The organism is Caldicellulosiruptor kronotskyensis 2002 (genome assembly GCF_000166775.1).
GTDB lineage: Bacteria > Bacillota > Thermoanaerobacteria > Caldicellulosiruptorales > Caldicellulosiruptoraceae > Caldicellulosiruptor > Caldicellulosiruptor kronotskyensis.
This window is the reverse complement of sequence record NC_014720.1, coordinates 1,222,569-1,247,773: the sequence shown is the minus strand read 5'-3', so window position 1 is coordinate 1,247,773 and position 25,205 is coordinate 1,222,569. Positions and strand designations below refer to the sequence as shown.

Annotated in this window: 32 protein-coding genes; 7 read left to right on the top strand and 25 right to left on the bottom strand. The window is 33.7% G+C overall.

Annotated features, from left to right (window positions below; all coding sequences use genetic code 11):
* Positions 1–9: 9 nt before the first annotated feature.
* The 11 genes from larB to CALKRO_RS05440 form a co-directional block, all read right to left on the bottom strand.
* Positions 10–771, bottom strand: a complete 762-nt coding sequence (gene larB / locus CALKRO_RS05490) for a nickel pincer cofactor biosynthesis protein LarB (RefSeq protein ID WP_013430073.1) — start codon at positions 769–771, stop codon at positions 10–12.
* Positions 772–798: 27 nt separating this feature from the next.
* Positions 799–1,605, bottom strand: a complete 807-nt coding sequence (gene larE / locus CALKRO_RS05485; protein WP_041741593.1) for an ATP-dependent sacrificial sulfur transferase LarE — start codon at positions 1,603–1,605, stop codon at positions 799–801.
* A gap of 20 nt (positions 1,606–1,625) precedes the next feature.
* Positions 1,626–2,504, bottom strand: coding sequence for an aldose epimerase family protein (locus CALKRO_RS05480; RefSeq protein WP_013430071.1), 879 nt, complete (start codon positions 2,502–2,504; stop codon positions 1,626–1,628).
* 33 nt (positions 2,505–2,537) lie between these two features.
* Positions 2,538–4,004: an IMP dehydrogenase gene (guaB, locus tag CALKRO_RS05475; RefSeq protein ID WP_013430070.1), complete on the bottom strand. Its 1,467-nt coding sequence runs from the start codon at positions 4,002–4,004 to the stop codon at positions 2,538–2,540.
* A 29-nt stretch (positions 4,005–4,033) separates the two neighbouring features.
* Complete coding sequence (locus CALKRO_RS05470; RefSeq protein ID WP_013430069.1) at positions 4,034–4,558, bottom strand: DUF6106 family protein; 525 nt, start codon at positions 4,556–4,558, stop codon at positions 4,034–4,036.
* A 95-nt stretch (positions 4,559–4,653) separates the two neighbouring features.
* Positions 4,654–5,211: a signal peptidase I gene (gene lepB, locus CALKRO_RS05465; protein ID WP_013430068.1), complete on the bottom strand. Its 558-nt coding sequence runs from the start codon at positions 5,209–5,211 to the stop codon at positions 4,654–4,656.
* A gap of 91 nt (positions 5,212–5,302) precedes the next feature.
* Positions 5,303–7,666 carry an endonuclease MutS2 gene (locus tag CALKRO_RS05460; protein ID WP_013430067.1) on the bottom strand — a complete coding sequence of 788 codons (2,364 nt, stop codon included), beginning with the start codon at positions 7,664–7,666 and terminating at the stop codon, positions 5,303–5,305.
* Between the two features lie 111 nt (positions 7,667–7,777).
* Entirely contained in the window at positions 7,778–8,125 is a 348-nt protein-coding gene (locus tag CALKRO_RS05455) for a nucleotidyltransferase family protein (protein ID WP_013430066.1), read from the bottom strand.
* Between the two features lie 21 nt (positions 8,126–8,146).
* Positions 8,147–9,406, bottom strand: coding sequence for a glutamate-5-semialdehyde dehydrogenase (locus tag CALKRO_RS05450; protein WP_013430065.1), 1,260 nt, complete (start codon positions 9,404–9,406; stop codon positions 8,147–8,149).
* A gap of 22 nt (positions 9,407–9,428) precedes the next feature.
* Positions 9,429–10,229 (bottom strand): glutamate 5-kinase, encoded by an 801-nt coding sequence (proB, locus tag CALKRO_RS05445; protein ID WP_013430064.1) that lies wholly within the window; start codon positions 10,227–10,229, stop codon positions 9,429–9,431.
* A 19-nt stretch (positions 10,230–10,248) separates the two neighbouring features.
* Positions 10,249–10,551, bottom strand: a complete 303-nt coding sequence (locus CALKRO_RS05440; protein WP_013430063.1) for a hypothetical protein — start codon at positions 10,549–10,551, stop codon at positions 10,249–10,251.
* A 116-nt stretch (positions 10,552–10,667) separates the two neighbouring features.
* Between CALKRO_RS05440 and thpR the strand changes: the two genes are divergently transcribed.
* The 4 genes from thpR to CALKRO_RS05420 all read left to right on the top strand — a co-directional run bounded on the left by thpR (position 10,668) and on the right by CALKRO_RS05420 (position 13,147).
* Complete coding sequence (thpR, locus tag CALKRO_RS05435) at positions 10,668–11,219, top strand: RNA 2',3'-cyclic phosphodiesterase (protein ID WP_013430062.1); 552 nt, start codon at positions 10,668–10,670, stop codon at positions 11,217–11,219.
* An 85-nt stretch (positions 11,220–11,304) separates the two neighbouring features.
* Positions 11,305–12,441 (top strand): MFS transporter, encoded by a 1,137-nt coding sequence (locus CALKRO_RS05430; protein ID WP_408605135.1) that lies wholly within the window; start codon positions 11,305–11,307, stop codon positions 12,439–12,441.
* A 92-nt stretch (positions 12,442–12,533) separates the two neighbouring features.
* A complete protein-coding gene (locus CALKRO_RS05425; RefSeq protein ID WP_011917223.1) occupies positions 12,534–12,794 on the top strand; it encodes a DUF4160 domain-containing protein in 261 nt (86 codons plus the stop codon).
* Between the two features lie 23 nt (positions 12,795–12,817).
* Positions 12,818–13,147 carry a DUF2442 domain-containing protein gene (locus CALKRO_RS05420; RefSeq protein ID WP_013430060.1) on the top strand — a complete coding sequence of 110 codons (330 nt, stop codon included), beginning with the start codon at positions 12,818–12,820 and terminating at the stop codon, positions 13,145–13,147.
* Positions 13,148–13,165: 18 nt separating this feature from the next.
* Here the strand turns inward: CALKRO_RS05420 and CALKRO_RS05415 are convergent, their stop codons facing one another.
* The 4 genes from CALKRO_RS05415 to CALKRO_RS05400 all read right to left on the bottom strand — a co-directional run bounded on the left by CALKRO_RS05415 (position 13,166) and on the right by CALKRO_RS05400 (position 16,104).
* Positions 13,166–13,630: a flagellar protein FlgN gene (locus CALKRO_RS05415; RefSeq protein ID WP_013430059.1), complete on the bottom strand. Its 465-nt coding sequence runs from the start codon at positions 13,628–13,630 to the stop codon at positions 13,166–13,168.
* Positions 13,631–13,646: 16 nt separating this feature from the next.
* On the bottom strand, positions 13,647–14,024 hold the full coding sequence (gene fliS / locus CALKRO_RS05410; protein ID WP_013430058.1) for a flagellar export chaperone FliS: 378 nt from the start codon (positions 14,022–14,024) through the stop codon (positions 13,647–13,649).
* Between the two features lie 92 nt (positions 14,025–14,116).
* Positions 14,117–15,691 carry a flagellar filament capping protein FliD gene (gene fliD, locus CALKRO_RS05405; protein ID WP_013430057.1) on the bottom strand — a complete coding sequence of 525 codons (1,575 nt, stop codon included), beginning with the start codon at positions 15,689–15,691 and terminating at the stop codon, positions 14,117–14,119.
* A gap of 14 nt (positions 15,692–15,705) precedes the next feature.
* The gene (locus tag CALKRO_RS05400; protein WP_013430056.1) at positions 15,706–16,104 is read right to left on the bottom strand and encodes a flagellar protein FlaG; all 399 of its coding nucleotides are present in this window, start codon (positions 16,102–16,104) and stop codon (positions 15,706–15,708) included.
* 141 nt (positions 16,105–16,245) lie between these two features.
* On the opposite strand from CALKRO_RS05400, the gene CALKRO_RS14000 reads away from it, so the two are divergent.
* From CALKRO_RS14000 to CALKRO_RS05390, 3 genes are read left to right on the top strand one after another with little or no spacing between them, the layout of a single operon-like run.
* Positions 16,246–16,494: a HEPN domain-containing protein gene (locus CALKRO_RS14000; RefSeq protein ID WP_272940833.1), complete on the top strand. Its 249-nt coding sequence runs from the start codon at positions 16,246–16,248 to the stop codon at positions 16,492–16,494.
* Entirely contained in the window at positions 16,391–16,639 is a 249-nt protein-coding gene (locus CALKRO_RS14140; protein WP_307189278.1) for a HEPN domain-containing protein, read from the top strand. The genes CALKRO_RS14000 and CALKRO_RS14140 overlap by 104 nt, the downstream gene beginning before the upstream one ends.
* Positions 16,612–16,932, top strand: a complete 321-nt coding sequence (locus tag CALKRO_RS05390; RefSeq protein WP_013430055.1) for a nucleotidyltransferase domain-containing protein — start codon at positions 16,612–16,614, stop codon at positions 16,930–16,932. The genes CALKRO_RS14140 and CALKRO_RS05390 overlap by 28 nt, the downstream gene beginning before the upstream one ends.
* 3 nt (positions 16,933–16,935) lie before the next feature.
* Here CALKRO_RS05390 and CALKRO_RS05385 read toward each other — a convergent pair whose 3' ends face one another.
* From CALKRO_RS05385 to rfbF, 10 genes are all read right to left on the bottom strand, one after another.
* Positions 16,936–17,442: a DUF488 domain-containing protein gene (locus CALKRO_RS05385; protein ID WP_237699148.1), complete on the bottom strand. Its 507-nt coding sequence runs from the start codon at positions 17,440–17,442 to the stop codon at positions 16,936–16,938.
* A gap of 173 nt (positions 17,443–17,615) precedes the next feature.
* Complete coding sequence (locus CALKRO_RS05380; RefSeq protein WP_013430054.1) at positions 17,616–18,866, bottom strand: DNA methyltransferase; 1,251 nt, start codon at positions 18,864–18,866, stop codon at positions 17,616–17,618.
* Between the two features lie 15 nt (positions 18,867–18,881).
* Positions 18,882–19,685 carry a type II restriction endonuclease gene (locus tag CALKRO_RS05375; protein WP_013430053.1) on the bottom strand — a complete coding sequence of 268 codons (804 nt, stop codon included), beginning with the start codon at positions 19,683–19,685 and terminating at the stop codon, positions 18,882–18,884.
* Between the two features lie 219 nt (positions 19,686–19,904).
* Positions 19,905–20,420 (bottom strand): macro domain-containing protein, encoded by a 516-nt coding sequence (locus tag CALKRO_RS13100; protein ID WP_158304415.1) that lies wholly within the window; start codon positions 20,418–20,420, stop codon positions 19,905–19,907.
* A 20-nt stretch (positions 20,421–20,440) separates the two neighbouring features.
* Complete coding sequence (locus CALKRO_RS13990) at positions 20,441–20,632, bottom strand: macro domain-containing protein (protein WP_049775608.1); 192 nt, start codon at positions 20,630–20,632, stop codon at positions 20,441–20,443.
* A gap of 137 nt (positions 20,633–20,769) precedes the next feature.
* A complete protein-coding gene (locus CALKRO_RS05365; protein WP_013430052.1) occupies positions 20,770–21,375 on the bottom strand; it encodes a hypothetical protein in 606 nt (201 codons plus the stop codon).
* Positions 21,376–21,804: 429 nt separating this feature from the next.
* Entirely contained in the window at positions 21,805–22,365 is a 561-nt protein-coding gene (gene rfbC, locus CALKRO_RS05355) for a dTDP-4-dehydrorhamnose 3,5-epimerase (RefSeq protein WP_013430051.1), read from the bottom strand.
* 31 nt (positions 22,366–22,396) lie between these two features.
* Entirely contained in the window at positions 22,397–23,308 is a 912-nt protein-coding gene (locus tag CALKRO_RS05350; RefSeq protein WP_013430050.1) for an NAD-dependent epimerase/dehydratase family protein, read from the bottom strand.
* Positions 23,309–23,314: 6 nt separating this feature from the next.
* Entirely contained in the window at positions 23,315–24,391 is a 1,077-nt protein-coding gene (gene rfbG, locus CALKRO_RS05345) for a CDP-glucose 4,6-dehydratase (RefSeq protein WP_013430049.1), read from the bottom strand.
* A gap of 24 nt (positions 24,392–24,415) precedes the next feature.
* Positions 24,416–25,189 (bottom strand): glucose-1-phosphate cytidylyltransferase, encoded by a 774-nt coding sequence (gene rfbF / locus CALKRO_RS05340; protein WP_013430048.1) that lies wholly within the window; start codon positions 25,187–25,189, stop codon positions 24,416–24,418.
* Between the last annotated feature and the right edge of the window lie 16 nt (positions 25,190–25,205).

Sequence of the window (25,205 nt, the reverse complement as noted above, 5' to 3'; positions counted from 1 at the left end):
TTTCCTTCTTTACAAGTTCTGATTTGCAAGCGAATTTATCATATGGGCAACAATAGCTGCACCAAATCCATTATCAATGTTGACCACACTAACACCATTTGCACAGGAGTTTAACATAGTAAGAAGAGCTGAAAGACCTTTAAAATTTGCCCCATAACCAACAGATGTTGGAACAGCAATAACAGGTTTTGAAACAAGCCCAGCAACAACTGACGCAAGTGCACCTTCCATACCGGCAACTGCAACAACTGCATTTGCTGATTGAATATCATCAAGGTGTGCAAACAGCCTGTGGATTCCCGCAACACCAACATCGTACATCCTCTTTACATTGTTCCCTAAAATCTCTAAAACTATAGCTGCTTCTTCCGCCACCTTCAAATCGGCAGTTCCAGCAGACACAACTGCAACGTGTCCTTTTGGATTTTTGATAATTTCAACCCTCTTTGCACAGATAATTCTACCTGTTTCATAATATATCACATCATCTTTTAGATGTTCTTGTAGATACTGGTACTGCTCTCTGCTTGCCCTTGTGCCAATAATGTTTACTTCTCCTCTTTCAATCATCCTCTCAAAAATCTTCAAAATCTGCTCTTTTGTCTTTCCTTCGCAAAAGATTACCTCAGACATACCCTGTCTGAGCTTGCGGTGATGGTCAATCTTTGCAAAGTCAATGTCTTCAAACGGCATCTTGGCAAAAGCCTTCAGTGCCTCGTCAACCGAAATTTTGCCGTCTCTGACATCCTCAAGTATTCTTCTTACATCCATATCATACCTTCTTCCTTTCGTGTTAAATCAGTTCATGCTTCCTGTCCTGTAGCCGGAAAGGTCAAGCGTTACATACTTAAATCCCAAGGCTTTCAAAGCGTTTGAAACTTCATCAATCAGTTTAAGGTCGAAAAACCTTGAAAGCTCCTCTTTTGCAACCTCAATTCGCGCAATAGCTCCGTGATGTCTTACTCTTACCTGCGAAAATCCTTTTTGAACCAAAAAATCTTCTGCCTTTTCTATCATTTGAAGTTTTTCCAATGTAATTTCATCACCATATGGAATTCTTGTAACCAAACATGCAGAAGAATGTTTTTTATATGTGGAAAGCCCAAGCTCTTTCGACAGATACCTTATCTCCTCTTTTGTAAGTTCTGCTTCAAAGAGGGGGCTTTTGATACCTTCCTCTTCAAGAGCTTTTCTGCCGGGTCTAAAATCCTGAAGGTCATCTATATTTGAACCTTCAACTATTTCGTTTAGATTTAACTCCTCTTTTAATACTTTTAATCTCTTTATCAAATCTTTCTTGCAATAATAGCATCTAAGCCTATCATTTTTCATAAAATCCTTATTTGAAAAAACGTCTCTCTCTATAACAATCAGCCTTGCTCCAATGTCTTTTGCAAGCTTTGCTGCATCTTCTTTTTCCCTTTGCGGGCTCAAAACTGAACTTGAAAATACTCCAATGGCTTTTTTCCCCAGAACATCAAACGAAACCTTTAACAAAAATGTAGAGTCAACTCCCCCCGAAAATGCAACAAGAACGCTTTCATAGCTTTTTATAATTTCTTTTAGCCTTTCAAGTTTTTCATATGCAATTTTTTTATCCACCAATGTTTTAATCCCTGCCTCTTTTATTTTACTTTGCTTGCAAGTTTAATTGCAAACCATCCTTCAAATATTGTCCCTGGCTCTAAGTAATAAAACTTATTGTTGATATATCCTTCATGTTCACCCATCCAGGGCTCCACACATACAAAATCAAAATCTTTTAAAGACCAAACTACTATGTTTTTAAAATTCTCATCTTTCAAAAGCAATATTTTTTTGTCCCTGTCAAGAGTAATTTCAACTTCGCTACTTCCTACATCCAAAAAGTCAAGGTTGACCTCAGGTTTTGAAAAATCAATCTCTTTGAAATCCTGAAGGTCAATAAACCTTTTTTCAACATCGTCAAAGCACTTTTCACATTCAAGCTTGAGAGTAAAATCCTCTTTATTGCATAAAAAATAAGGGTGAAATCCTGCATAAAAAGGCATTATACTACTATCCTCATTTTTAACAATCATCTTTACTTCAAACATTTCATCGTTCAGCAAATATTGAAGCAAAAGTTCAAAGTCGTATGGGTAAAACCTTTTTGTAAATTCGTTACTTGAAAGCCTCAAAATTATACCATTTTTGTCTGGCATATCAACGTACCCTGCTATATTAAAATTGCTGTCTCTTGCAAATCCATGATTTTTCATCTCAAACTCTTGACCTTTGAAAAAAATCTTGCCGTCCACAACTCTTCCACATATCGGGAACAAAACTGGTATTCCGCCTCTTATGTTTTTTGTTCTGTCAAAAAGTGTCGCCTCATTCAAATAAAGAATCTCTTTGCCTGAAAGATTGAGTAAAACAACAATTGCACCCCGCTCGGGTGCAACTGTAAAATATGAATTTTTTGTCTTTGAATATATCTTAACAAGCTCCAAACCATTTTCAAATGACTTTTCAACAAATTCCAAAACAGCTTTCCTCCCCTTATTCAAAACTTCTGACTACTCAACATGAACCGAATAGTTTGGTGCTTCTTTTGTAATATAGATGTCATGCGGATGGCTTTCTCTAACACCAGCCTGGGTAACCTTGACAAACTTTGCCTTTTGTTGAAGCTCTTTTATAGTCCTTGCACCGCAATAACCCATACCAGACTTTAAACCGCCAATGAGCTGGAAAACAGTGTCTTCAAGCGGACCTTTATATGGAACTCTACCCTCAACCCCTTCAGGAACAAGTTTTGAAGCATCTTCCTGAAAATATCTATCCTTGCTTCCTGCTTTCATTGCAGAAAGCGAACCCATACCTCTGTAAACCTTAAACCTTCGTCCCTGGTAAATCTCACACTCTCCAGGGCTCTCTTCACATCCTGCAAAAAGACTTCCTATCATGACAACATCAGCACCAGCTGCCAGTGCTTTTGTTATATCCCCAGAATACCTGATTCCACCATCAGCAATGACGGGAATACCATATTCTTTTGCAACCTCAGCAACATCCATTATAGCAGTTATCTGCGGCACACCAATACCTGCAACAACTCTCGTTGTACAGATAGACCCAGGACCAATTCCAACCTTCACACAATCAGCTCCAGCCTCAATTAAATCACGGGCAGCCTCAGCAGTTGCAATATTGCCCGCAACAACCTGAATGTGTGGATACCTTGATTTTATCCTCTTTACCGTTTCAATTACACCCTTTGAATGCCCGTGAGCTGTGTCAACAACAATCACGTCAACCTGGGCTTTAACAAGCGCATCAACACGTTCATCTGTGTCTCTTGACACACCCACAGCAGCAGCACAAAGTAACCTTCCTTTGCTGTCCTTTGCTGCATTTGGATACTTTACTGCCTTTTCAATGTCTTTTATGGTGATAAGACCTTTTAGATTTCCTTCATCATCAACAATAGGAAGCTTTTCTATTTTGTGTTTTTTCATGATCTCCTTTGCTTCTTCTAAGGTGATGCCTTCCTTCGCAGTGATAAGGTTACTTGATGTCATAACTTCTTTAATTGGCTTTGAATAGTCTGTCTCAAATCGAATATCCCTGTTTGTAATGATACCAACAAGCTTGCCATTTACTGTTATCGGAACACCTGAAATGCGATACTTTGCCATTAGCTCCATTGCTTCATATATCTTGTTGTCGGGGGACAAATAAAATGGGTCAACTATTACACCATGTTCAGACCTTTTTACTTTGTCTACCTCGCTTGCCTGCTCTTCAACTGTCATGTTCTTGTGAATAACACCAATTCCACCCTCACGGGCAATGGCAATTGCCATACGCGACTCTGTTACAGTGTCCATTCCAGCTGACATAAGAGGAATATTGAGTTTTATCGTCTTTGTAAGATAAGTTGACACATCAACATCCTTTGGCAAGACTTCACTGTATTGAGGTACAAGCAAAACATCGTCAAATGTCAGTGCCTCTTTGATTATTTTGTCTTCAAATGCCATCTCAATCTCAATCTCCTTTGGAAGAATTTTTATCTATAAATCTGGTAAGGCTTTTTCTGGAAGAATTTATTTATTGCCTGAATTATCTCTTCGTTTGGCTCAAACAAGATTCTTGTTTTTTTACCTTCTACATTGGCAACAATAGCATATACATTCTCCTCGCCACTGTTTGACGTGCAGTCAAATGACTGGACAATACTTTTGTCATTCTTTTGAGCGTTGAACATGCTTGTATCTTTTGAAGAAATAAAATAGTCAATCTTTCGGATGTCCAAAGAGACAACTCTGCTTCGTTTTCTCTGAGCAACTATCTTGTCTATGTCAAGATAGTGGTTTGTTACTGCATATTCATATTCAACATTGTAGTTCCTCGAAAGATAAATCGCACCCCATATAGCTAAAACTAAAAGAACAGGGCCTAAGGTGTTTATGATTGGTATAAAGAATGTTATAAGTCCAACCAACACCCCGCCGATAATAATCAGTACTTGTTTTGCTTTCTCACCCGATGTCTTTCTCCTCACAATCAACTGTTCATGGAAAACATCATTCATAACTTAATATCAGCCCTCCGAATAACTCTAATTTTTTAAACAAAAAATCTATCATAAAGTAAACTTTTATTACCATCAGAAGTTTTTGTCTTTATCTATTTCACTACTCCTGCGCGACTAAGCGGATATACTCTAAACACAACTTTGCCTAAAATATCATCTCTTGGAACATACTTGTGTTCCCAGAACCGGCTATCATGAGAGTCATTCCTGTTATCACCCATCATGAAATAGTGTCCAGGCGGAACTTTGTATGGTCCAAAGCTTCCTACCATAGGTTCTTTTAAATAATTTTCTTTATAGACTTTACCGTTGATGTACAAAACACCATCTTTTATCTCGATTGTGTCACCTGGAAGACCTATCACTCTTTTGACATACAAAGTTTTTCTGTCATCTGGATACTTGAAAACTACAATGTCCCCTCTTTTTACATCTTCTATATGAAGAACATAACCAAGCTTATATACAAAGAGCCTATCGTTTAGCTGAATTGTATTGAGCATAGATCCCGTTGGGACAATCACAAGTGAAAAGACATAAGTGCGAAGGATAAGAGCAATAAGCACTGCACCGCCAATCCATAAAATCCATTCGACTGCTTCTTTTACCACTTTGTTTTGAAGTTTCAGCGTTTGATGTTGTTCCATCACAATTTCGTCCCCTTCTTTTTTAAGTTAAAAAATAGAAGCTTAAATATAAGTTTAATTGAATTTATCTGCCAAGTCAATATCAAGAAAATCATTAGTCTTTCAGCTCAACTACTGTAACACCCTGTTCACCTTCACCATATGTTCCATCTCTGAATGATTTTACATGAGGATGACGTCTTAAAAAATTTCTTATCGCCTGGCGCAAAACCCCCGTGCCTTTCCCATGGATTATTGTAACCTGCTTTAGTCCCGCTGTGTATGCGTCATCTAAGTACTTGTCAACCTCTAAAATGGCATCGTCGCTCGTTTTGCCCCTTACATCAATGGACATGTCAATGTTCTTTTCTTTGATTATTACATTTCTAGATGCTATTTGATAAATTTTGCTATCTTGTCCTTCCACCTCTTCAATATCAGAAAGATTGACATTTATCTTCATAATACCTATCTGGACAGTAAGATTTCCCTTTGAGTCTGGCAGGCTTTCGACAAACCCCTCAGCATCAAAGCTTCTGACATACACCTTTTGACCTAAACGAAGATTCTGTATTGTTTTTTTGGTTTTGGACTCAGCTTCTTGTTTTTCCTGCTGTGAAATACTTTGAATCAGCCTTTCATATTCTCTTTTTTTCTCTTCTAACTCCTTTAAAACTTCTTTTTCCTTTAAGTTTTCAGCAAGTTTTCGAAGGTCTTTAAAAAGATTTTCTATTTCATACTGTGATCTTTCTACAATCTCTTTTGCCTCATTTATGGCCTTTTTGCGAATTCTCTCTCTTTCAGTCTCAAACCTTTTCTTCTCCTCTTCATACGCCGCCTTTAAAGCTTGTGCTTCATGCTTCAATTTTTGAGCAAGTTCAAGGTTTTCTTCAGCTTCTTTTTTCTTTTGTTCCATTTCGTTTATTATTCTGTCAAGATCAATTGTCTTTTGAGACAGATACCCTCTTGCCATCTCAACAATACCTTTGTCAAGCCCAAGATTGGATGAAATTACAAGTGCATTGCTCCTTCCTGGAATTCCTATCAAAAGCCTGTACGTAGGCTTTAGGGTTTTTACATCAAACTCACAAGAAGCGTTTTCAAACCGATTTTCTTGCTGAGCAAATATTTTTAGCTCACCATAGTGTGTTGTAGCTATCACCTTGCTGCCCTTCTCAGAAAGATATTTCAAGATTGCCTTCGCCAAAGCTGCACCTTCTTCAGGGTCTGTACCTGCTCCAATCTCATCTAATAGCACAAGAGTTTTATCATCTGCATTTTTTGTTATTTCAATGATGTTTTTCATATGTGCTGAAAATGTGGAAAGACTCTGAACTATACTTTGATCATCTCCAATATCAGCAAAAATCTTTTGAAATATGCAAAGCTCAGAACCCTCATCTGCTGGAATGAATATTCCGCTCTGGCAAAGAAGACAAAAAAGTCCAACCGTCTTTAGTGTTACAGTCTTTCCACCTGTGTTTGGGCCTGTTATTATAAGAACGTCGAAGTCTTTGCCTAAATGAATATCAATAGGAACAACCTTGTCTTTTTGTATTAATGGATGCCGAGCTTTTTTGAGATTTATAATGCCACTTGCGTTAATAATTGGTTTGCTTGCGTTCATTTCTTTTGCCCAAATAGCTTTCGTAAATACTATGTCAAGCTCAACAAGTGCATAAAAAGATGTTTCAATTTCCTCACAATAGCTTGCTATCAAAGAGGATATCTCTTGCAAAATTCTCTCTATTTCCTCTTTTTCTTTATTTTTCAAAATTCTGATTTGATTTGATATCTCAACACAAACAAAAGGCTCAACAAATAAAGTTGCACCTGTTGCTGACTGGTCATGGATAATTCCTTTTACTTCATTTCTAAACTCTGCTTTAACAGGAAGTAAGAGCTTTTCACCTCTGATTGTTATAATTGGTTCTTGCAAAAACCTTTGGATTTTTGGGTCGCGAATCATGCTATTTAACTCGTCTCTTATTTTATTTTCAAGTTTTCTGATTTTATCTCTTATCTCCTTGAGCTTTGACGATGCTGTATCTAAAATTTCATCTGGTGTTAAAAATGTCTGGTCAATTCTTGAGATTACTTCTTTTAAATTTACAAGTCTTTTTTTCATACTTTCAAGAAAACTAAAGTCTTGTGTGTAAGAAAGATAAGTTCGCATCTCATAAGAAAGTTTCAACACTTTTCCAATTTGCAAAATCTCTTGTGGATTTAAAGTTGCCCCAAGCTTTGATTTCTTAAGGCTTGGCAGTATATTTTCAAACTCCAAAGTTGGTGGATTTCCATACTTTAGAACGTACCTGTAGCTTTCATCGACCTTATTAAGTTCATTTTCTATATCTGCAACATTGGTTGATGGAATAAGGTTTTCAAAATATTCCTTTGCTGGAGTTGACTTTGCCATGTTTTTTAAAATCTCAACTATCTTGTCATACTCCAACGCTTTGAGTGTCTTTTGGTTCAACTTTCAAAACCCCTTCTTATATGAAATTTAAGTTCTCAAGTTTTAATTATACCACAAAACAAAAGCAGGCTGTCTTCATATTTCATGAAAACAGCCCCTTATTGAATATGCTCATCCATACAATACAATCCCTTCGTTCTCTATATTTTTATAGTAAGGTAAGATTTCTTTATATTGCATATATCTCTGATAACTGATGTCTACTATAGAAATTAATTTAAAGCTTCTATATCCAATTTCACTTATTATTTCATCCAACTTATTTTCATAGTCTTTTAACACTTGCTCGTCTTCATCAACTAATACCGCTATATCAATATCAGATTCTTCATTTTGAGTTCCTTTAGCATATGAACCATAGAGGACTATTTTCCTTAGTTTATCGCCATATAATCCTTTCAACTCTTCAACCACTTTATTAATAATATCATGGTAATTTTCCAGTTTGATATCACTCACAAAAATCAACTCCAATTTCTTCTATTCTCTTACCTGCCCGCTTCCATAGATAATGTATTTTATAGTTGTGAGCTCTTTTAAGCCCATAGGACCTCTTGCATGAAGTTTTTGAGTTGAGATTCCAATCTCTGCTCCAAAGCCAAATTCAAAGCCGTCTGTAAATCTTGTTGATGCGTTCACATACACAGCCGCTGCATCTACATAGTCCAAAAACTTTTGAGCGTTGAAATAGTCCTTAGTTACAATAGCTTCTGAATGTTTTGAACCATATTTGTTAATATGTTCAATTGCATCATCAATACTGTCAACTACCTTAACACCCATAATCAGATCTAAGTACTCTGTATACCAGTCTTCTTCGGTTGCTAACTTTATTTCAATTCCATTTTTTCTGCAAATCTCAGCTGTTAAAGAACACCCTCTTATCTCAACATTTCTTTCCATCAACTCTTTTAAAATCATCGGCAAAAATTCTTCTGCAATGTTTCTGTGGACTAAAAGCTTTTCAGCAGCGTTGCAAACGCCTGGTCTTTGAGTCTTTGCATTTATCACTATTTCTTTTGCCATCTCAAAATCAGCGCTTTCATCAACAAAAACGTGACAATTCCCAACACCAGTTTCTATCACAGGAACTGTTGCGTTCTGCACAACAGTTTTTATAAGGTTCGCACCTCCTCGTGGAATCAAAAGGTCCAAATACTCATTTAATTTCATCATAGCAACAGCAGTCTCTCGCGATGTATCCTCTACAATCTCTATGCTGCTCTCTTCAATTCCAGCCTCAATTAAACCCTCTTTCATTACCTTTACAAGTGCAATATTTGAGTTTATCGCTTCAGACCCTCCTCGTAAAAGGACACTGTTCCCTGCTTTCAAACACAAGACAGCTGCATCAACAGTAACATTTGGTCTTGCCTCATAAATAATTCCAATTGCACCAATCGGCACTCTCTTTTGACCAATCAAAAGCCCGTTGGGACGCTTCCACATAGAAATAACTTCTCCAACCGGGTCAGGAAGTTTTATAACATCCTCAATCCCCTTGCATATTTGCTTTATTCTGTCCTCTGTTAGCTTTAACCTGTCTAAAAGTGCTCCTTTGATGCCTTTAGAAACAGCATTTTCCATATCTTTTTGGTTTTCTTGCAAAATAAAGTCCATCTTTTCTAATATCTTTTGAGATATGCATGAAAGTGCCCTGTTCTTTTCATTTTCAGAAATGTTCATAATTTTTTTTGACGCTTCTTTCACTTTTTTTGCTTTTTCAATCAAATCACTCATCTTTATTCTTCCCCCTTTGCACTTATCTCGAAACGGCATTTTTACTAACAAATAAGGTTCCTATCTCTTTGCCCTCTAAGATCTCTTTTACAATTGATGGATTTTCGCCATTTGCAATAACCATAGGAATCCCATGTTGCATTGCAATCTTAGCAGCTTCAATTTTGGTTTGCATACCGCCTGTTGAGTTGAGAGTGCCAGCACCGCCCGCAATGCTTTCTATATATGAGTCAATCTCAAAAACCTCTTTTATAAGCTCTGCACTCTTGTCAATTCTCGGGTCACATGAATAAAGCCCATCTATGTCAGAAAGGATAATCAAAAGGTCAGCACCAATTATTGTGGCAACATAAGCAGACAAAGTATCGTTGTCGCCAAACTCAAGCTCTTCAATTGCAACAACGTCGTTTTCGTTCACAATTGGAATTGCACCATATTTGAACAGGTACTCAAATGTGTTCTTAACATTTAGCATCTTCTTCTCTTCATCAACAACATCCTTGGTAAGAAGCACCTGAGCAACCACAACTCCGTATTCACCAAAAAGCTTTTCATAAATCTGCATTAAAATTCCTTGGCCAATTGCCGCAAGTGCTTGTTTTTCCTGCGTTGTTTTGTGATTCTTGGTAAGCCCAAGCCTTCCTAACCCTGATGCAACAGCGCCAGATGTGACAAGCACAACGTCCCTTCCTTCATTTTTTATGTCAGAAAGAACTCTTGCAAGTTTTTCTAAACGCGAAAGATTTAATTTGCCGGTTGGATATGTTACAGTACTTGTCCCAACCTTTACAACAATCTTTTTTGCATTTCCAAAGTCTCGCATTTTTAACTTTCTACTCCTTCTAATCCTTTTCTATAGTAAAATCTTCCAAGCTATTGTTAAAAATAATTTTGTACTTTGTATTCCCGTCAACCACATAAAGCTGAGTCTGGGTTAAAATATCAATATTAATTCTTTTTAGTAGTTCTTCTTGTAAAATGGAAGCAATATTTGGTATAAATCTTTTGGGGTCGTTTTCATCAAGACTTTTAATATATATTGGAAGCTTTCCGTGTTGGGGTTTGTAAATTTCAACGTTTATAACTCCAGGCGATACAGGGATGTCTGTTGGATACAAAAGTTTTACATTATAAAGTACTTCCATAATGCCCTTCCCCCTGATAAAATTTAAGATATGAGCTGTTTATATTTATTCTACCAAATAAAAAGTTGGTATTCAAAGATTTTTCTAAAAATTTAGTCTGAAAGGAATGAAGATAAATGCGAACATTCATTGGTATTGATTTTCCAAAGAGTTTAAAAGAGCAGATTGTTGAAGTACAAAGCTTTTTAAAGTCAATCAGTAAAAAAGGCAGATGGAAGTACATTGACAACTTTCATTTAACCCTCAAATTCTTAGGTGAGATTGAATATGAAAAGGTAGAAAAAATCAGACAGGCGCTTGAAAAAAATCTAAAAGATTTTTCCCGTTTTTCATTGAAAATCTCATCGTGCGGATATTTTAAAGGGCATGGAAATTTGAGAGTTGTGTATCTAAAACCAGATGGCAATATTGAAAAACTCAATAACCTTTTTTCGCTTGTTGAGGATGCAATGGCAGATGTTGGATTTGAAAGAGAAAAAAGAGAGTACACACCCCATATAACAATTGCTCAGGATGTTGTGTTAAATGAGCCTTTTGAGAATTTTCAAAATTATGTTGAAAACTTTTCTTTTGATGAAATTCCTGTTGAAAAGGTCATTCTTTTTTTGAGTGAGGAAATAGATAGAAAAAGAGTCTATACACCCCTATTTGAGATACAGCTACACTGATTTAGAATTTTTCGAAAGAAAGGACTGAACAGCTGTGTTAAAACATTTTTCCAAAAAAAGCTTAAGCACTGTTTTCTCAAGCATTATGCTTTTCGTGTTTGCCAACGCTTTTATGGGAATTGGCAGTGGAATAAACGATACAATATTTAATAACTACATTGCTGCAAATTACAATATCTCTCCAATGGCAAGAGGAATTTTGGAGTTCCCCCGTGAAACTCCTGGTTTTTTGCTTATATTCTTAATAGGCTTTTTATATTTCCTTGGTGATTTGAGGGTAAGTATAATTGCAACATCTTTGTGTTCATTTGCCTTGATTGGTCTTGGATTTTTTGCCCCAACTTTTCTGCTATTGATTGTATGGACTGCTATTTACAATACAGGAACACACCTGAACATGGTCTTGAGCTCAAGTATTGGAATGGAGCTTTCTAAAGAAGAGGAATACGGAAAAACCTTAGGTCTTATTAGTTCAGTAGCAACAGCTGCATCTATAATAGGTTATTTTATAGTTATGGTAGGATTTAAATTTCTGAATTTTTCTTTCAAGACAGCATATGTTATTGCTTCTGCGATGTATCTATTTGCTGTATTATTTTTATTACCTGTTAAACTCCCAAGAAAACCTCAGCACAAAGGATTCAAGTTTGTCATCAAAAAAGATTACTGGCTTTATTATATACTTTCAATCTTCTTTGGAGCAAGAAAACAAATATTTATCACCTTTGCACCCTGGGTCTTGATTAAGATTTTCAAACAACCTGTTGCAAATTTTGCACTTGTAGGAATCATTTGTTCGTTTTTAGGAATTGGTTTTAGAAACATAATCGGAAGGCTCATTGACAGACTTGGCGAAAAGACAATACTTACATTTGACGCGTTAGTAATCTTTCTTATATGCCTTGGATATGCAGCAACTGAGAACATAAAAATAAAATGGGTTGCACTTTCGGTTGCATATGGTTGTTACATCATTGACAACTTGATGTTTGCCACATCAATGGCAAGGTCAACATACATAAAGAAAATTATAAAGCATCCTGACGACCTAACTCCTACTCTTTCAACAGGCACAAGTATGGACCATGCAGTTTCAATGAGCCTTCCTATGCTATCTGGTTTTCTGTGGAATAAATTCGGGTATGAATATGTGTTCTTACTTGCAGCTTTCTTTGCGCTTGGGAATTTGTATTTTGTAAGGAAGATAAAAGTTGAAAGTTAGTTACCCTTAAAATTTTAAGATATGATTTGTGAAATTTAGAGTATAATTTTATTAAGAACAAACCTATTGTGCAAACTGAGGTGAAAATAAAAATGCCGGAAATTTGTATTTTCTACGGCATAAGGATAACAATGTACTATGACGACCATAATCCTCCGCATTTTCATGCAACCTATGCTGGATTTGAGGCAGAAATTGATATATTAAATACAAGGGTTATAAAAGGTTTTTTGCCTAAAAGACAATTAAAACTTGTGTTGGCTTGGGCAGAAATTCATAAAGATGAACTTATGCAAAACTGGGAACTTGCAAAAGATCACAAACCACTGATGAGAATTAATCCTTTAGTTTAAATCTTTGGGGTGATTAATATATGATGGAATACTACCCTGAGGTTGTCCAAGTTATTCCTACTGAGGATTACAAGGTGTATATATACTTTGATGATGGTAGCATAAAACTATTTGATGCCTCTACTCTGCTTGAAAAGGGTGAGTTTCAAAGACTCAAAGATAAAAAATTCTTTATGGAAAGATGCACTGTTTTAAATGGAACACTTGCATGGGATGTAAGTGGAAATTACGATGAAACAACCTGCCTTGACTTAGACCCACTTGTTCTGTATGAAACTTGCCCTGAGGTTCAAGAGCCAACTTGGCTTTTTGAAAAGATTGAAAATGAATTCAAGCAAAAGAGTGACAAATAAGGGGCTTTTTAAGCCCCTTTACTCTTTTCTGTCAAAGCCGGATGGAAACTGGGTTTGTTTGTACTGGGAATAGTCTTTCAAAGCCTCTTTTTTGTACCTCATGCTTTTTATAGTCTTTTTTATCTCATCAAATTTTGCTCGAATCAAAATATTATTCTTTTCGTCTATGTCCTTTATCACTTGAAGTTTTTGCAAAATAGATGATGTAAGGCTTTTGAGCAAAATGCCTGTCTCTTTATCAATATCTGTTATTTCATCAAAACTTTTTATTCCTTTTTGTCTTTTGATACTTTCAAACTCTTCTAAAAACTCACTGTCTATTCTATTTATTCTCTCAATCAAATCCCCTTTTTCATCAACAATCTTAGAAAGCTCATCAAAGTTGTCATTTAAAATATACTCCTGCTGCAAACTTGTGAGAGTCAAAAACCTATCCACAAGCTTTTCTTTTTCTTCAAGAAGACTTACAAGCTTATTATACATAAACCCCAGTCCTTTTTTATTTATTCTTCTGCTGTCTTGCAATCTTTATTGCCTCTGCCCATGTGTTACGCAAATCCTGCACAATTTCAAGTGCCTCTTGCAAATATTTCTTATCTTTTTTAAGATTTGCTTGAATAAGCCATCTGTAAATAAAATCATATAGGCTCATCAAATTTTTTGATATCTCATATTGCATATCAAGGGTTGACATAAGTTCTGTGATAATATTCTCTGCCTTGATAATATTCTCATTTGCTTTATCAAACTTTTTCTCATCAATTGCCTGCATTGCAAGTTTTATAAACTTTATACAGCCATCATAAAGCATAAGAGTCAATTCTTCTGGTGGCTTTGTCATTATCATTTCCTCTTGATATCTTGCTGCTGCATCCATAAATTTTGCCTCCTCATATTTCTTATTCTTCAAATTTTAATTTGTTATTCTGAACTACTAAATTTCTATACTATTAAATTTCTATAAGTATGCTACCTACCACTAAACTGTTGAGATAACCACGAGCTTTGAGTATTCATTTGAGCAATCAATCGCTCAAGCTGAGTAAACTGCCTGTAATATCTATCTTCCACCTTTTGCAGTCTCTCTTGCTCAGCGTTCATCTGGTCAATAATTCTTCTTAGCTGCTTTCCTATAAAACTGTTCGGGTCATATGTGCTTGTAAAATATGGTTTGCCAGCTCTGTCATATATCTTCTTTAGAGTATCATTTGCAAGACTGTAAAATCTCTGGAGAATTCCATCATCATCAATAGATTTTGTGTCGTCACCACTGCTTGTAAAAAGCTTCACAAATGCATCAAAATTATTTGCTATTGCATCTCTGAGCTTAGCTTCATCTTTGATATAAATTTTTCCTTCTTTGCTTTCAAAATAGCTGTATGTTTCTATTCCTGCTTCAGATATCGTATCTAAGTTAGAAGGAAGACCTGGAACTTGTTTGTATAAGTAGTTTCGCATATTGTCCAAAAAACTTGAAAGTACAGAATCACCATATAAAAGCCCTTTTTTAGCTGCATCCTCCCACTTTTGAATGTCTGTGTCCTTCATCTGGGCTTTTTGTTCTTCTGTCAGAGGCAAATAGTCTCTGTTTCGCTTTTCTGTAATTTTGTTGTATATCTTGCTAACAAGTTCGTTATATTTGTTAATAAAGTCCTTGATATTGTTTACAATTGCATCAATATCTTTTGAAATAGAAAAAGATTTATACTGCGCACTGCCTTGGGCATCCAATGTTGTTTTATTCAATGTGATACTCATACCATATACATTCACTGTATTTGTTGATGATTGAACAAATGATTCATTATTGAAACTATCTTTGATATAAACTCTTGCATCTGCGCCTGTTCCACTTGCTATTTGAGCATAATTGTTATTTACATCTTTCACAGTAAAACTCACATTGCTCCCTGTTTTTTGAGAAGCTATGATTAGTTTATTTAAGGTTGAGTCGTAATAGGCTTTCAAGGCACCATCACTGCTGAATGCCGAATTTATTTCTTTCGCCAAATTAGTACCAAAAGTTGCAGTAGAATCTCCTGGATTCCATGTAAGCTCTATTGTTTTTGTGACAGTTGAACTGCCAACTGTCAATTCAACTTGAAGTTTCACATTATTCTGAGCATCTTTAGTAATTACCGTAAGATCATTCACTACAGCATTCGCCTGGGTTGCAAGCTGTTCCACTTTTATTTGATAATTTCCCTCAAGAGCATTAGCTGTACCTGTAACAGAAACATAACCAGACTCAACAGCCTCTCCACTTGTTTTAAACTTTACAAAATTACTTGAAAGCTTGAGATTAAATAGATAGTCTTTAAAACTTGATATAGCACTCGCCATATCCATATAATCCTGTCTTTGCCACTCTAAAAGCTGTTTTTGCTGATACAGCTTATTATACTTTGTCTTCTCAACACTCATAAGTCCCTGGATAATAGAATCTGTGTCAAGCCCACTTGCAAGCCCACCTACTCTTGTGTAGTATTTATACATGTCATAAGGATTTGTGTAGCTTGTCGAATTAGTTGAGTTAACATTCATCTTTTATCACCACCTTATCTTCTCTCATCCACAAAAATACCTGCAAGCTCCCAAAGCTTTGCAATTATATCTAATATCTTCTCTGGTGGTATTTCTCTTATAAGTTCATTTGTCTCTTTGTCATACACTTTGACAACAATTTCATGTGTCTCTTTGTGAATAGAAAACTCAAGCCTTGTGTATTTTGCTTCAAATGCTTTGTTTGCTTGGTTTATCATCTTTAGGAGTGTATCTTCATCAAGTTCTTTTCTGCTGTTTTTGTCTGCAAGATTATCAATAACTTCTTCTTTATTTATACCCTTTTCTTCTTGCAAGCTAACTTCAATATTTTCGGGTCTTGTTCGGTTGTCTTGAATCCTTGATACTGTATTCGATATATCAATGGTTTTGATCCCAATGCCATCAACAACCATTATCGCTTCCCTCTCTTTTTGGTGTTTCTCTTTATATTATCGGTTGTGGAAAGGGAAAAGTTTAATGAATGCTTTTTTGCACTTTAGATTTGTGATAAAATATTTAGTAAGAACATTATAGATTTTGTGAGTGTGAGCGTTTTGAAAAAAGAAGAAATAATTCAGTACTGGATTGATTCGGCACTTGACGATTACAAGACCATGAAGCATTTATTTGAAAGTGAGGACTATCTTTGGTGTTTATTTATGTGCCATATAATTGTCGAGAAATTATTAAAAGCTTTATATGTCAAAAATATTGAAACCATTCCTCCAAAAACCCATGATTTATTGTTTCTTGCAAAGAAAATACAACTTCCTTTGGACACTTCTATGGCAGATTTTTTTTGACCTTCTTACAACTTTTAATATAAATACAAGGTATCCCGATTATAAAAGAGAATTTCACAAAAAATGCACACGAGAATATACACAAAATATAATTGAAAAAGTGGAGGATGTTATAGAATGGCTAAAAAGATTGATTCAAGAGTAAAAAATACAATTATGGAGTATATTAGTAAACTCAAAAAAGAAATAAATGTTATTGATGTATATCTATTTGGTTCATATGCAAAAGGAAATTATCATAATGATAGCGACATTGATATTGCAGTAATTTCTGACCAGTTCAAAGGTGACTGCATTGAAGATAGATTATTATTAATGCGACTTAGAAGAGACATCGATCTTAGGATTGAACCCCATCCTTTTAGACCTGAAGATTTTACTGATGAAAATCCTTTTGTAAAAGAGATTAAGGAGTATGGTATTAGGATACAATGTTAAGGCTTATTTGTTCTTCACCTTAAATATTTTCTTCATCTGGAGCTCATATACTTCATTGATAAGTTCTTCATTGCTAAAAAATGAATATTGACCATTTGTTTGAGGAAAATATTCAAAAATAAGACTCTCTTCTAATGCACACTGATCTACTTTTACCCATTTCCCCATCAAATGATTGATAGCTTTGTTGTGATAACTCAATAAATATCGTCCGATTATAAGTGCTCTGTGACATTGTGCAGGATCGAATTCACTGCACATCAAAGCTATTGTTTCTCTTTCTGCAAGATCAAGTAAAGTCTTTATGCCTTCTTTAAACTCCATTGACTGGATTATTACATTGTAATTCCAGTAACCCTCGGGAGTATAGAAAGAAGGATTTTCTGGCTTTCCGCCAAGGAGATTTCCAAGGAAAATGTAGCTTATATTTACCAGTTCTAAAGCTTTTTCTAAATTTTCCTTCCTATACTCTGGAACAAACCTTGAAAAAGGATTTGTCCTTACATCTATAAGTGTTAAAATTTTATATTTTTTTTAATATATCTAAAAAATTAACAAATCTTGTTGATGAACAGCCAATGGAATATATTAGTTTCAATAAAATACCTCCTGGTCTAATTTGGATATTCTTTAAATATCTTTAAATATAATTTATATGTACATTTTGTAACCCCAATAATAAGCTATATTTTTCTAAGTATAACTACTTTTTCTTTTAGCATAGTATTGTCTTTTTGCCCTTGAATATTAGATGGACTATTTTTTAAGGGCATTCGTTTGTTAATAATATTACGTTCCAATGTATCAACCCAAACAAATCCAAAAAATTCAAACATTTCTTTAGTAATTTCATCTGTAGGAATTTCTATACCTCGAACTTTTCTATTCGCAACTACATAGACTGCATATCCTTTTTTTCTAACTAACTTAGCTAACTTCTTGATTGAATAAAAATAATCATGAAAAAATCTTAGAACTTCTTCGGCTCTTTTACTATCCAATTGTAAAATTTTATTGAAAACAGAATTTAAAACAGGTAATTGGAATAAAATCGGATCAAATTCTCCAATTTTTTTCTTTCCACCTAAACTTTCTTTATCAACATCATACTCCCATAAATTAAGCCACTGCAAAGAGAGTCTTGAAAATTGACCATAAGCAACTGTTGTCCTAGCATCTCCATAAGGCGGAGAGGTCAATATTAAGTCGACTGTTTCATTTTCTACTTCATCCAAATCTAAAATATTTTTGTGAAATATTTTTACATAATTAGAATTATTAGTAATTTCTCTGTACAAAAGTTTTTCCTCTGTTACTTTAAAGTCTCGTTCAAAAGTTTTCCAAACATCAGGATTATGTTGTTTCAATTTTTCTTCTTCGAGTCTGTATAATTTAAATTCTGAATTACGAGTATTACTTACATTTCTTACTGTTTTAGCGAATACAAGTTTAAAGAAAAGTTTATATATATCTTGATCTACTACTTCAATAGCTGTTTTTAATCTTTGTAAGTTTATCTGAACTTCTTTTTTAAACCAAAAATCAATATTTTTAAATTTAGGTAACTCAAACTCTTTACCTTCAAGTTGCTGGTAAGCTTTAAAGATTTCTATAAAGAATTTTTCTAATTTAGATAACTCAATTTTCCCTATGTTAATCTTAACATTGCTAATTAATATCGCCAAAGGATTTATATCAACGCCAATAGCATTTCGCCCATTTTTTAAAGCTTCATAAAGTACAGTTCCAGACCCACAAAAAGGATCAAGAACTATATCATTTCTCCTTGTAAAGCTTTGAATCAAAAATTCTGCTAATGGAGCTGGCATCATTGCTGGATAAGAATGAATACCATGAATTGACTCTTTTATCTTGTAATCTTTAAAATCGATATCTACATTACTTAAAAATAAATCAAATTTCAAATTTTCCATTTTATTTCACCTTGCTTAATTTTTTAAATCAGTTACTAATTCACCTAAGGGTCTTATATAACTCACATTGATAGGTTTTTTACCATCTTTGCTTTCCTCAACTATTTTATTATAACTTTCTGTTGGAAGATAAATAATTAATTTCTTTTCTTGAAATTCACATATTTTATTAAGTGTAACGTCTAAATCCAATGTAACAAAATAAAATCTTTGATTAACTGTTGCTTGTGGTACTTCTTGACGCCAACGTTCTCGTAAAGTTCTTTTACAAGTTATAAAAAAACATTTGTCAGGTTTTGTAAAAGCTTCAGCCACAGAAGGAACAACAATATCAATATAACCAAGTCTTTGTTTATCTTCATTATTTGTTGGAATTTCCGATTTGATCCCATACAAACTAAGCAAAAATTTAATACTTTCTTGAAACTGCACACCAGCTCTTGCTTTTCTCATCTGTCCAATACTTTTTTCTAATAATCTTATAATTTCAATTGCTTCATTAAGTTCTTTAGACAGTAATCTAATAAATTCGGTTGTTCCTTTTGTTTGAATAATATTTTTCCACTTTTCCAATACTTTTTCTGTTTCTTGTTTATCTTTAAACTTATTTTCAAAGAACAATTGCAAAGCTAATAAAAAAGCCTTCTGTTCATACTTCCTAAATATTTCAAGTCCGCGTTCATCAATAAAGCGCAACAAATACTCAAAATCTTTTTTCTCTTCAAACTTTTTTCTACAGTCCTCAAATAGTTGTGCTCTTAAACTCTTTGGTTCGGGAATTACACTTTTTGCTTTATCAATTATTTCTTCAAGTTTCATTTTTTTTAACACCCTCTATCTTCAGCATATATTATATCAGAACTTATATTCGAATATCAAGAAAAAAGATTTAATTTTTTATTTTTGTTGATAAGTGCTGAAATCTCACTATTTTTTATATAAAAAAGCAACAAATCTTGATAACAAAGAGCAAATAAAATTAAATGTCTTTATAAAAGTGTCTTCTAACTTACAACTAAGTATTTTACGCCTATCTACCTATCTATCAAAAAATGATAAATTCTCATAGTGATTAGACTGTGATTTTTTTGCTCTGTTATAAAGCTCAATAAATAATTTTTCATATGTTTTATTACTTATTTTCTTTTCACTTTGTAAAAGTTTTAATCTCTTTATTGGCATTTGTTTTAAAATAGCATCTCGAAGGTCGCGCCTCAATTTTATTTCAGCTAAAAACCTATCGCCCTCTTCATTTAATATTCTTATCATCTCTCTCTCAATACCTTCAGCTTCTTCCAATTCGTCAAGACAAATATAAACAGAAATATCGACCTTTTTGAGGTATTCAACCATAACTGCTTTGACTTGCGACCAAGGCAACTTCCCTGCATTTGTTCCCAGTTTGGGAAATGCTATAGATTTTATATTCCACTCTTTGTAATGCTGAACAAAATACTCAAGCCTTTTCTTGATCCATACAAGCTTAGAAGGATATTTCCAATGATGTTTTGTTGGAAAATTGATAATTTTTGTCCCATCATTGGCTATAAACAAATAAGGTTCACCTATTTTCACTAACTTTTTTTGCATCTATTCACATAATCTTCATACATCTTGGGATATCTGAGCTTAAATTCCAAAGCTATGCCTGTTCCCATAACTCCCATGCAATTTATTTTATTGACTACGGCATCAGCACCTGCATTGAACACAGTGCCAAGATAAAATGTAATATTGGAAATATTTTCCACATAATTAAGTTTCATTTAAAGTACCCCTTGTGTGTTGGTTTGAGTTTTCTAAACTAAAATTACATCACAAGTGTGATTTTTACCTATTACAACATCTTTCTAATATGGTTATCTCTTCTATTCAACAACCTATTATAATACTTGTTAAAATTCTATTCAACTTTTTTCATTAATTTTTTACTTTCCCAAATTTTATATTGAATTAGATTAGAATTAAAAAAATTTCTATCAGAATATTTTTCACTGTATTTCTTTATCCTCTTAGTAATAAAGGTATCAATATCACTAAGCAAGATGTTTTCAAATTTCCCTCCTGTATGCCTACTCTGTGAAATAAGTATTTTAACAATTGTATAATTCTTATAATAATAGCTACTGTTGTTTAACAATTTATCATAAAATTTTTTGAACTCATCACTTCCATTTCTAAAAAACCCCAATCGCTGTAAACATCTTCTTACTTTAGATTCAATAAATAGATCCCTATCTAAATAACCACATTCTCCACTCTTTACTTCACAAATTACTCCTATAATATTTTCTTTAAACTTGGGAATCATATTTTTTAAATCTTTATCCCAATCGTCTTCCCTTCCCCCAATCTCTTCATAAACATATGGAAACCTAATAGCAATAATATCAGTTTCATACGTTTTATTTTCCTCTTGTCGATTTCTATCCAGCACATAATTATCTAAAACGAAAAAACCGTTAAGTCGAAAATACCAATATGCAAGTTCTTCAGCATAATTTCGCATACAATTCTCACCATCCCAGACTTTTTATGTCAATCTTTTCCTTATCCCCTTATCAAAATCGCCATATATGCTAACGTATTAACATTATTTTTCTCAAGTATTTGGAGCCAGTTTGCAAGGTAGACAGTATTATGTTCAATGGTTTTTGAAAATGACTGAATAAGATTTACTGCTACATCTTCTGTGAAATCAGATTTATAATAATTGCAAAGACCAATGATAAGAAGCTTAATTGTTGCCAAATTTGTGCAAAGGAGCATATAGCTTTCAAAGGGTGTATCACAGTCAAAAGGGAAGAGGTTTTTAAATACATGATTTACAGCATAGTTTTAAAATATATAATACTGATGTTCATTAAAAAAAGGCACAAAATATTCATTAAACGCTCTTTCATAGTTATAGAGAATCTGGCTATTCTCCGCTTTTGCATTATACCAAGTCTTTATACTTAAAAGGAGTACGGAAATATTTAAACTCTGGTAAATTTTTGTCCCTTTCTGAAAGTATAGGATTATCAACTGGCCAAGGAATTCCTGCACTATCCCATCTTATTCCAGTATCATGTTCTTTTGAATATACATTTGTAACATTATAAATTACTATTGCCTTTTCACTCAAAACACAGTAACCATGTGCTAATCCCTCAGGAATATATAAAATATTAGATTTTTGTGCGTTTAGATAAAAAATATCGTACTTACCATAGGTTGGAGAGCCTTTTCTTAAGTCTACAACAACATCCATTATCTCTCCCTCAACACAATATACAATTTTAGCTACTTCATAAGGTGGTAATTGAAAATGCAAGCCCCTTATTACATTTTTGTGAGAAATAGTAAAGTAGCTTTCTTTTATACTTGTGTTAAGCAAAATGCTACTATAAAAATCACTATTATAAACTTTTACAAACGCACCCCGTCGGTCTTCCTTAATATCAGGGATAAATTCAAAACAACCAGGAATGATCGACTTCTTTACCTCTTTAAACATACAACATGTCCTCCTGATAAAGAAATAAGTATTAATATTTTTTAACATCTTCCCTAAAAAGAATTTTCAGCCCCTCTTTTAACTTTACTCTTGGTTGCCAATCAGGCAAAATTTTGTAATTCATCCAAGGAGAAAAAAACTCCTTTTCTCTATATGGTAAAGCCCCCCATCTTACTTTTAATCTATCTCCTGTAATTTCATTTATTATCCCAACTATTTCTTGTAAGGTATAATTTTCATTAGATACAACACTGAAGCATTCGTTTTTGAAATTTTTTTTATAAACAATTTCTGCAGCATGTAAATACGCCACCACAACATCATCAATATATACAAAATTCATTACCTGTTTCCCTGGTGACATGTCTAAAACTTTACCACTTAAATATGCTTCTTTTAATAAATTTATAATTTTCTTTCTCTTATCTCCTGGACCATATGTATCAGTCAAATCCAATGTAATTACATTTAAATTATACGCTTCTGTATAAAATTTCAAAATATCTTGAAAAGCTTTTTTAGTTGCCGCATATAAATTTACAGGATTATATTCTTCATTATTGTAATGTAGCCATGAAGTTCCTGTGTTAATCAAATATTTTACTTTATTCCTTACCATTGACTCTAAAATATACATTCCAAATTTTATATTACTATTAATCAAGTCATCTATATCATCTGGGGTATGGTTATGAAGAAATCGTGCTGCTAAGTGAAAAATTATGTCTGGTTTTTCGGTAGATAGAATTTTATCAATTTCTTTAAATGAACCACCAAATTGATATAACTTAATCTTATCTTCTATATCTCTAACATAATCCATATTGCTTGTTTCCCTTTTTATCCCTATAACTTGGCATTTCATATTATTAACTATATACCTTGCTATATTAGAACCTATATATCCCGTTATCCCTGTAATAAAAACTTTCCCATACCACACATGATATCACTCCAAATATTTCTCAGCACACTCTTCATATCTTTTTATTTGATTTAAAGAATATTCAAACATATCTTCAGCTTCCTTGAAATAAAAAGCTTTGTACCATTCAATAGTTTCTTTAATGGTTGTATATATATCATAAATGGGATACCAATTTAATTTCTCCACTGACTTACTAATATCTAACTTTAAAACATTTGCTTCATGGAAACTATTTTCATTTTCAATTCTAACTTCTAAATCACTCCAATATTTTTTTACTTCCTTTACAACGTCAATAACCTTGAGCAACTTAAAATCAAAAGGTCCAAAATTCCACGCTTCACTATACTTTTCAGGTTCTTTTTGCAACAGATAAGCTAATTTTAAATATCCAAGCAATGGCTCTAAAACAAATTGCCAAGGTCTTGTTGCATTGGGGTTCCTTATTTGAAGAGGCTTGTTATACATTATCGCCCTAATGATATCAGGAACAAGCCTATCTTCAGCCCAGTCTCCTCCTCCTATAACATTGCCTGCTCTTACTGAAGCGACACCTACTTTATTTTTCTTAAAATAACTTGCTCGATATGCTGAAACTATTAACTCAGCACATGCCTTGCTTGAACTATATGGATCCACTCCCCCCAATGAGTCAGTTTCTCTGTATGCATAAACCCATTCTTTATTTTCATAACACTTATCAGATGTTACTATAACTATAACTTTTACACTTTCTGTTAATCGCGAAGCTTCTAATACATTAATTGTACCCATGATATTGGTTTCATAAGTATAAGCAGGCTCCAAATATGATCGTTTTACAAGTGGTTGTGCTGCTAAATGGAACACTATCTCTGGTTTATACTGCTTGAAAACATTAGAAAGAGTTTCATAATCTCTTATATCACCCTCAATATTAATAATCTTGTCCCTTAATTTACAAATTTCAAATAAACTTGGCGTTGTTGGAGGCTTTAACGAATAACCAATCACTTCTGCACCATTTTTTAGTAACCACATAGTGAGCCAAGAACCTTTAAACCCAGTATGACCAGTTATCAATACTTTTTTTTTGGAAAAACTATTTAAAAAGTTCATATACAGTTCCCCCAACGAAAATACTTAATCCCACAACTTCCATGGAGCAGTCCCACTATTCCACAAATTTTCTAATTCAATTTTGTCTCTTAGTGTATCCATTGCTTTCCAAAACCCATAATGTTTATATGCATTCAATTGATTTTCCTTTGCCAATCTTTCTAATGGTTCTCTTTCAAAAATTGTAGAGTCATCTTTAATATAATTAAAAATTTCTGGTTCTAAAACAAAGAATCCTCCATTAATCCACGTTCCATCTCCTGCTGGTTTTTCAATAAACTCAATTACATTGTTCTCATTATCAATTATTAACGTTCCAAATCTCCCTGGAGGCCGAACTGCTGTAACTGTAGCTATTTTATTTGATTTTATGTGTGATTTATAAAGCTGGTTGATATTTATATCTGCCACTGCATCTCCATAGGTCAACATGAAAGTCTCATTGTTTATATATTTTTGAATTCTTTTGATTCTTCCTCCAGTCATAGTATTTAGTCCTGTATCTACTAATGTAATTTTCCAATCTTGATTGAAATTATTGTGATAGTAAATTTCCCCACTTTTTATATCAACTGTAATATCACAATTATGTAAATGATAGTTTACAAAGTATTCTTTTATTATATAACCTTTATAACCTAAACATATAATAAATTCATTGATTCCCCAATAAGAGTATATATTAAGTATATGCCATAAAATGGGTTTATCGCCTATTTCAACCATGGGCTTAGGTTTACTTATGGTTTCTTCACTAAGCCTTGTTCCAAATCCCCCTGCCAAAATCACTGCTTTCATTTTTCTCTTTTCATCC

Coding starts and splice junctions, on each gene's coding strand:
- larB (WP_013430073.1), bottom strand. CDS start 771: ATGGATGTAAGAAGAATACTTGAGGATGTCAGAGACGGCAAAATTTCG.
- guaB (WP_013430070.1), bottom strand. CDS start 4,004: ATGGCATTTGAAGACAAAATAATCAAAGAGGCACTGACATTTGACGAT.
- CALKRO_RS05470 (WP_013430069.1), bottom strand. CDS start 4,558: ATGAATGATGTTTTCCATGAACAGTTGATTGTGAGGAGAAAGACATCG.
- CALKRO_RS05450 (WP_013430065.1), bottom strand. CDS start 9,406: ATGAGTGATTTGATTGAAAAAGCAAAAAAAGTGAAAGAAGCGTCAAAA.
- proB (WP_013430064.1), bottom strand. CDS start 10,229: ATGCGAGACTTTGGAAATGCAAAAAAGATTGTTGTAAAGGTTGGGACA.
- CALKRO_RS05440 (WP_013430063.1), bottom strand. CDS start 10,551: ATGGAAGTACTTTATAATGTAAAACTTTTGTATCCAACAGACATCCCT.
- thpR (WP_013430062.1), top strand. CDS start 10,668: ATGCGAACATTCATTGGTATTGATTTTCCAAAGAGTTTAAAAGAGCAG.
- CALKRO_RS05430 (WP_408605135.1), top strand. CDS start 11,305: ATGCTTTTCGTGTTTGCCAACGCTTTTATGGGAATTGGCAGTGGAATA.
- CALKRO_RS05425 (WP_011917223.1), top strand. CDS start 12,534: ATGCCGGAAATTTGTATTTTCTACGGCATAAGGATAACAATGTACTAT.
- CALKRO_RS05420 (WP_013430060.1), top strand. CDS start 12,818: ATGGAATACTACCCTGAGGTTGTCCAAGTTATTCCTACTGAGGATTAC.
- CALKRO_RS05415 (WP_013430059.1), bottom strand. CDS start 13,630: ATGTATAATAAGCTTGTAAGTCTTCTTGAAGAAAAAGAAAAGCTTGTG.
- fliS (WP_013430058.1), bottom strand. CDS start 14,024: ATGGATGCAGCAGCAAGATATCAAGAGGAAATGATAATGACAAAGCCA.
- fliD (WP_013430057.1), bottom strand. CDS start 15,691: ATGAATGTTAACTCAACTAATTCGACAAGCTACACAAATCCTTATGAC.
- CALKRO_RS05400 (WP_013430056.1), bottom strand. CDS start 16,104: ATGGTTGTTGATGGCATTGGGATCAAAACCATTGATATATCGAATACA.
- CALKRO_RS14140 (WP_307189278.1), top strand. CDS start 16,391: ATGTCAAAAATATTGAAACCATTCCTCCAAAAACCCATGATTTATTGT.
- CALKRO_RS05390 (WP_013430055.1), top strand. CDS start 16,612: ATGGCTAAAAAGATTGATTCAAGAGTAAAAAATACAATTATGGAGTAT.
- CALKRO_RS05380 (WP_013430054.1), bottom strand. CDS start 18,866: ATGGAAAATTTGAAATTTGATTTATTTTTAAGTAATGTAGATATCGAT.
- CALKRO_RS05375 (WP_013430053.1), bottom strand. CDS start 19,685: ATGAAACTTGAAGAAATAATTGATAAAGCAAAAAGTGTAATTCCCGAA.
- CALKRO_RS13990 (WP_049775608.1), bottom strand. CDS start 20,632: ATGAAACTTAATTATGTGGAAAATATTTCCAATATTACATTTTATCTT.
- CALKRO_RS05365 (WP_013430052.1), bottom strand. CDS start 21,375: ATGCGAAATTATGCTGAAGAACTTGCATATTGGTATTTTCGACTTAAC.
- rfbC (WP_013430051.1), bottom strand. CDS start 22,365: ATGTTTAAAGAGGTAAAGAAGTCGATCATTCCTGGTTGTTTTGAATTT.
- rfbG (WP_013430049.1), bottom strand. CDS start 24,391: ATGAACTTTTTAAATAGTTTTTCCAAAAAAAAAGTATTGATAACTGGT.
- rfbF (WP_013430048.1), bottom strand. CDS start 25,189: ATGAAAGCAGTGATTTTGGCAGGGGGATTTGGAACAAGGCTTAGTGAA.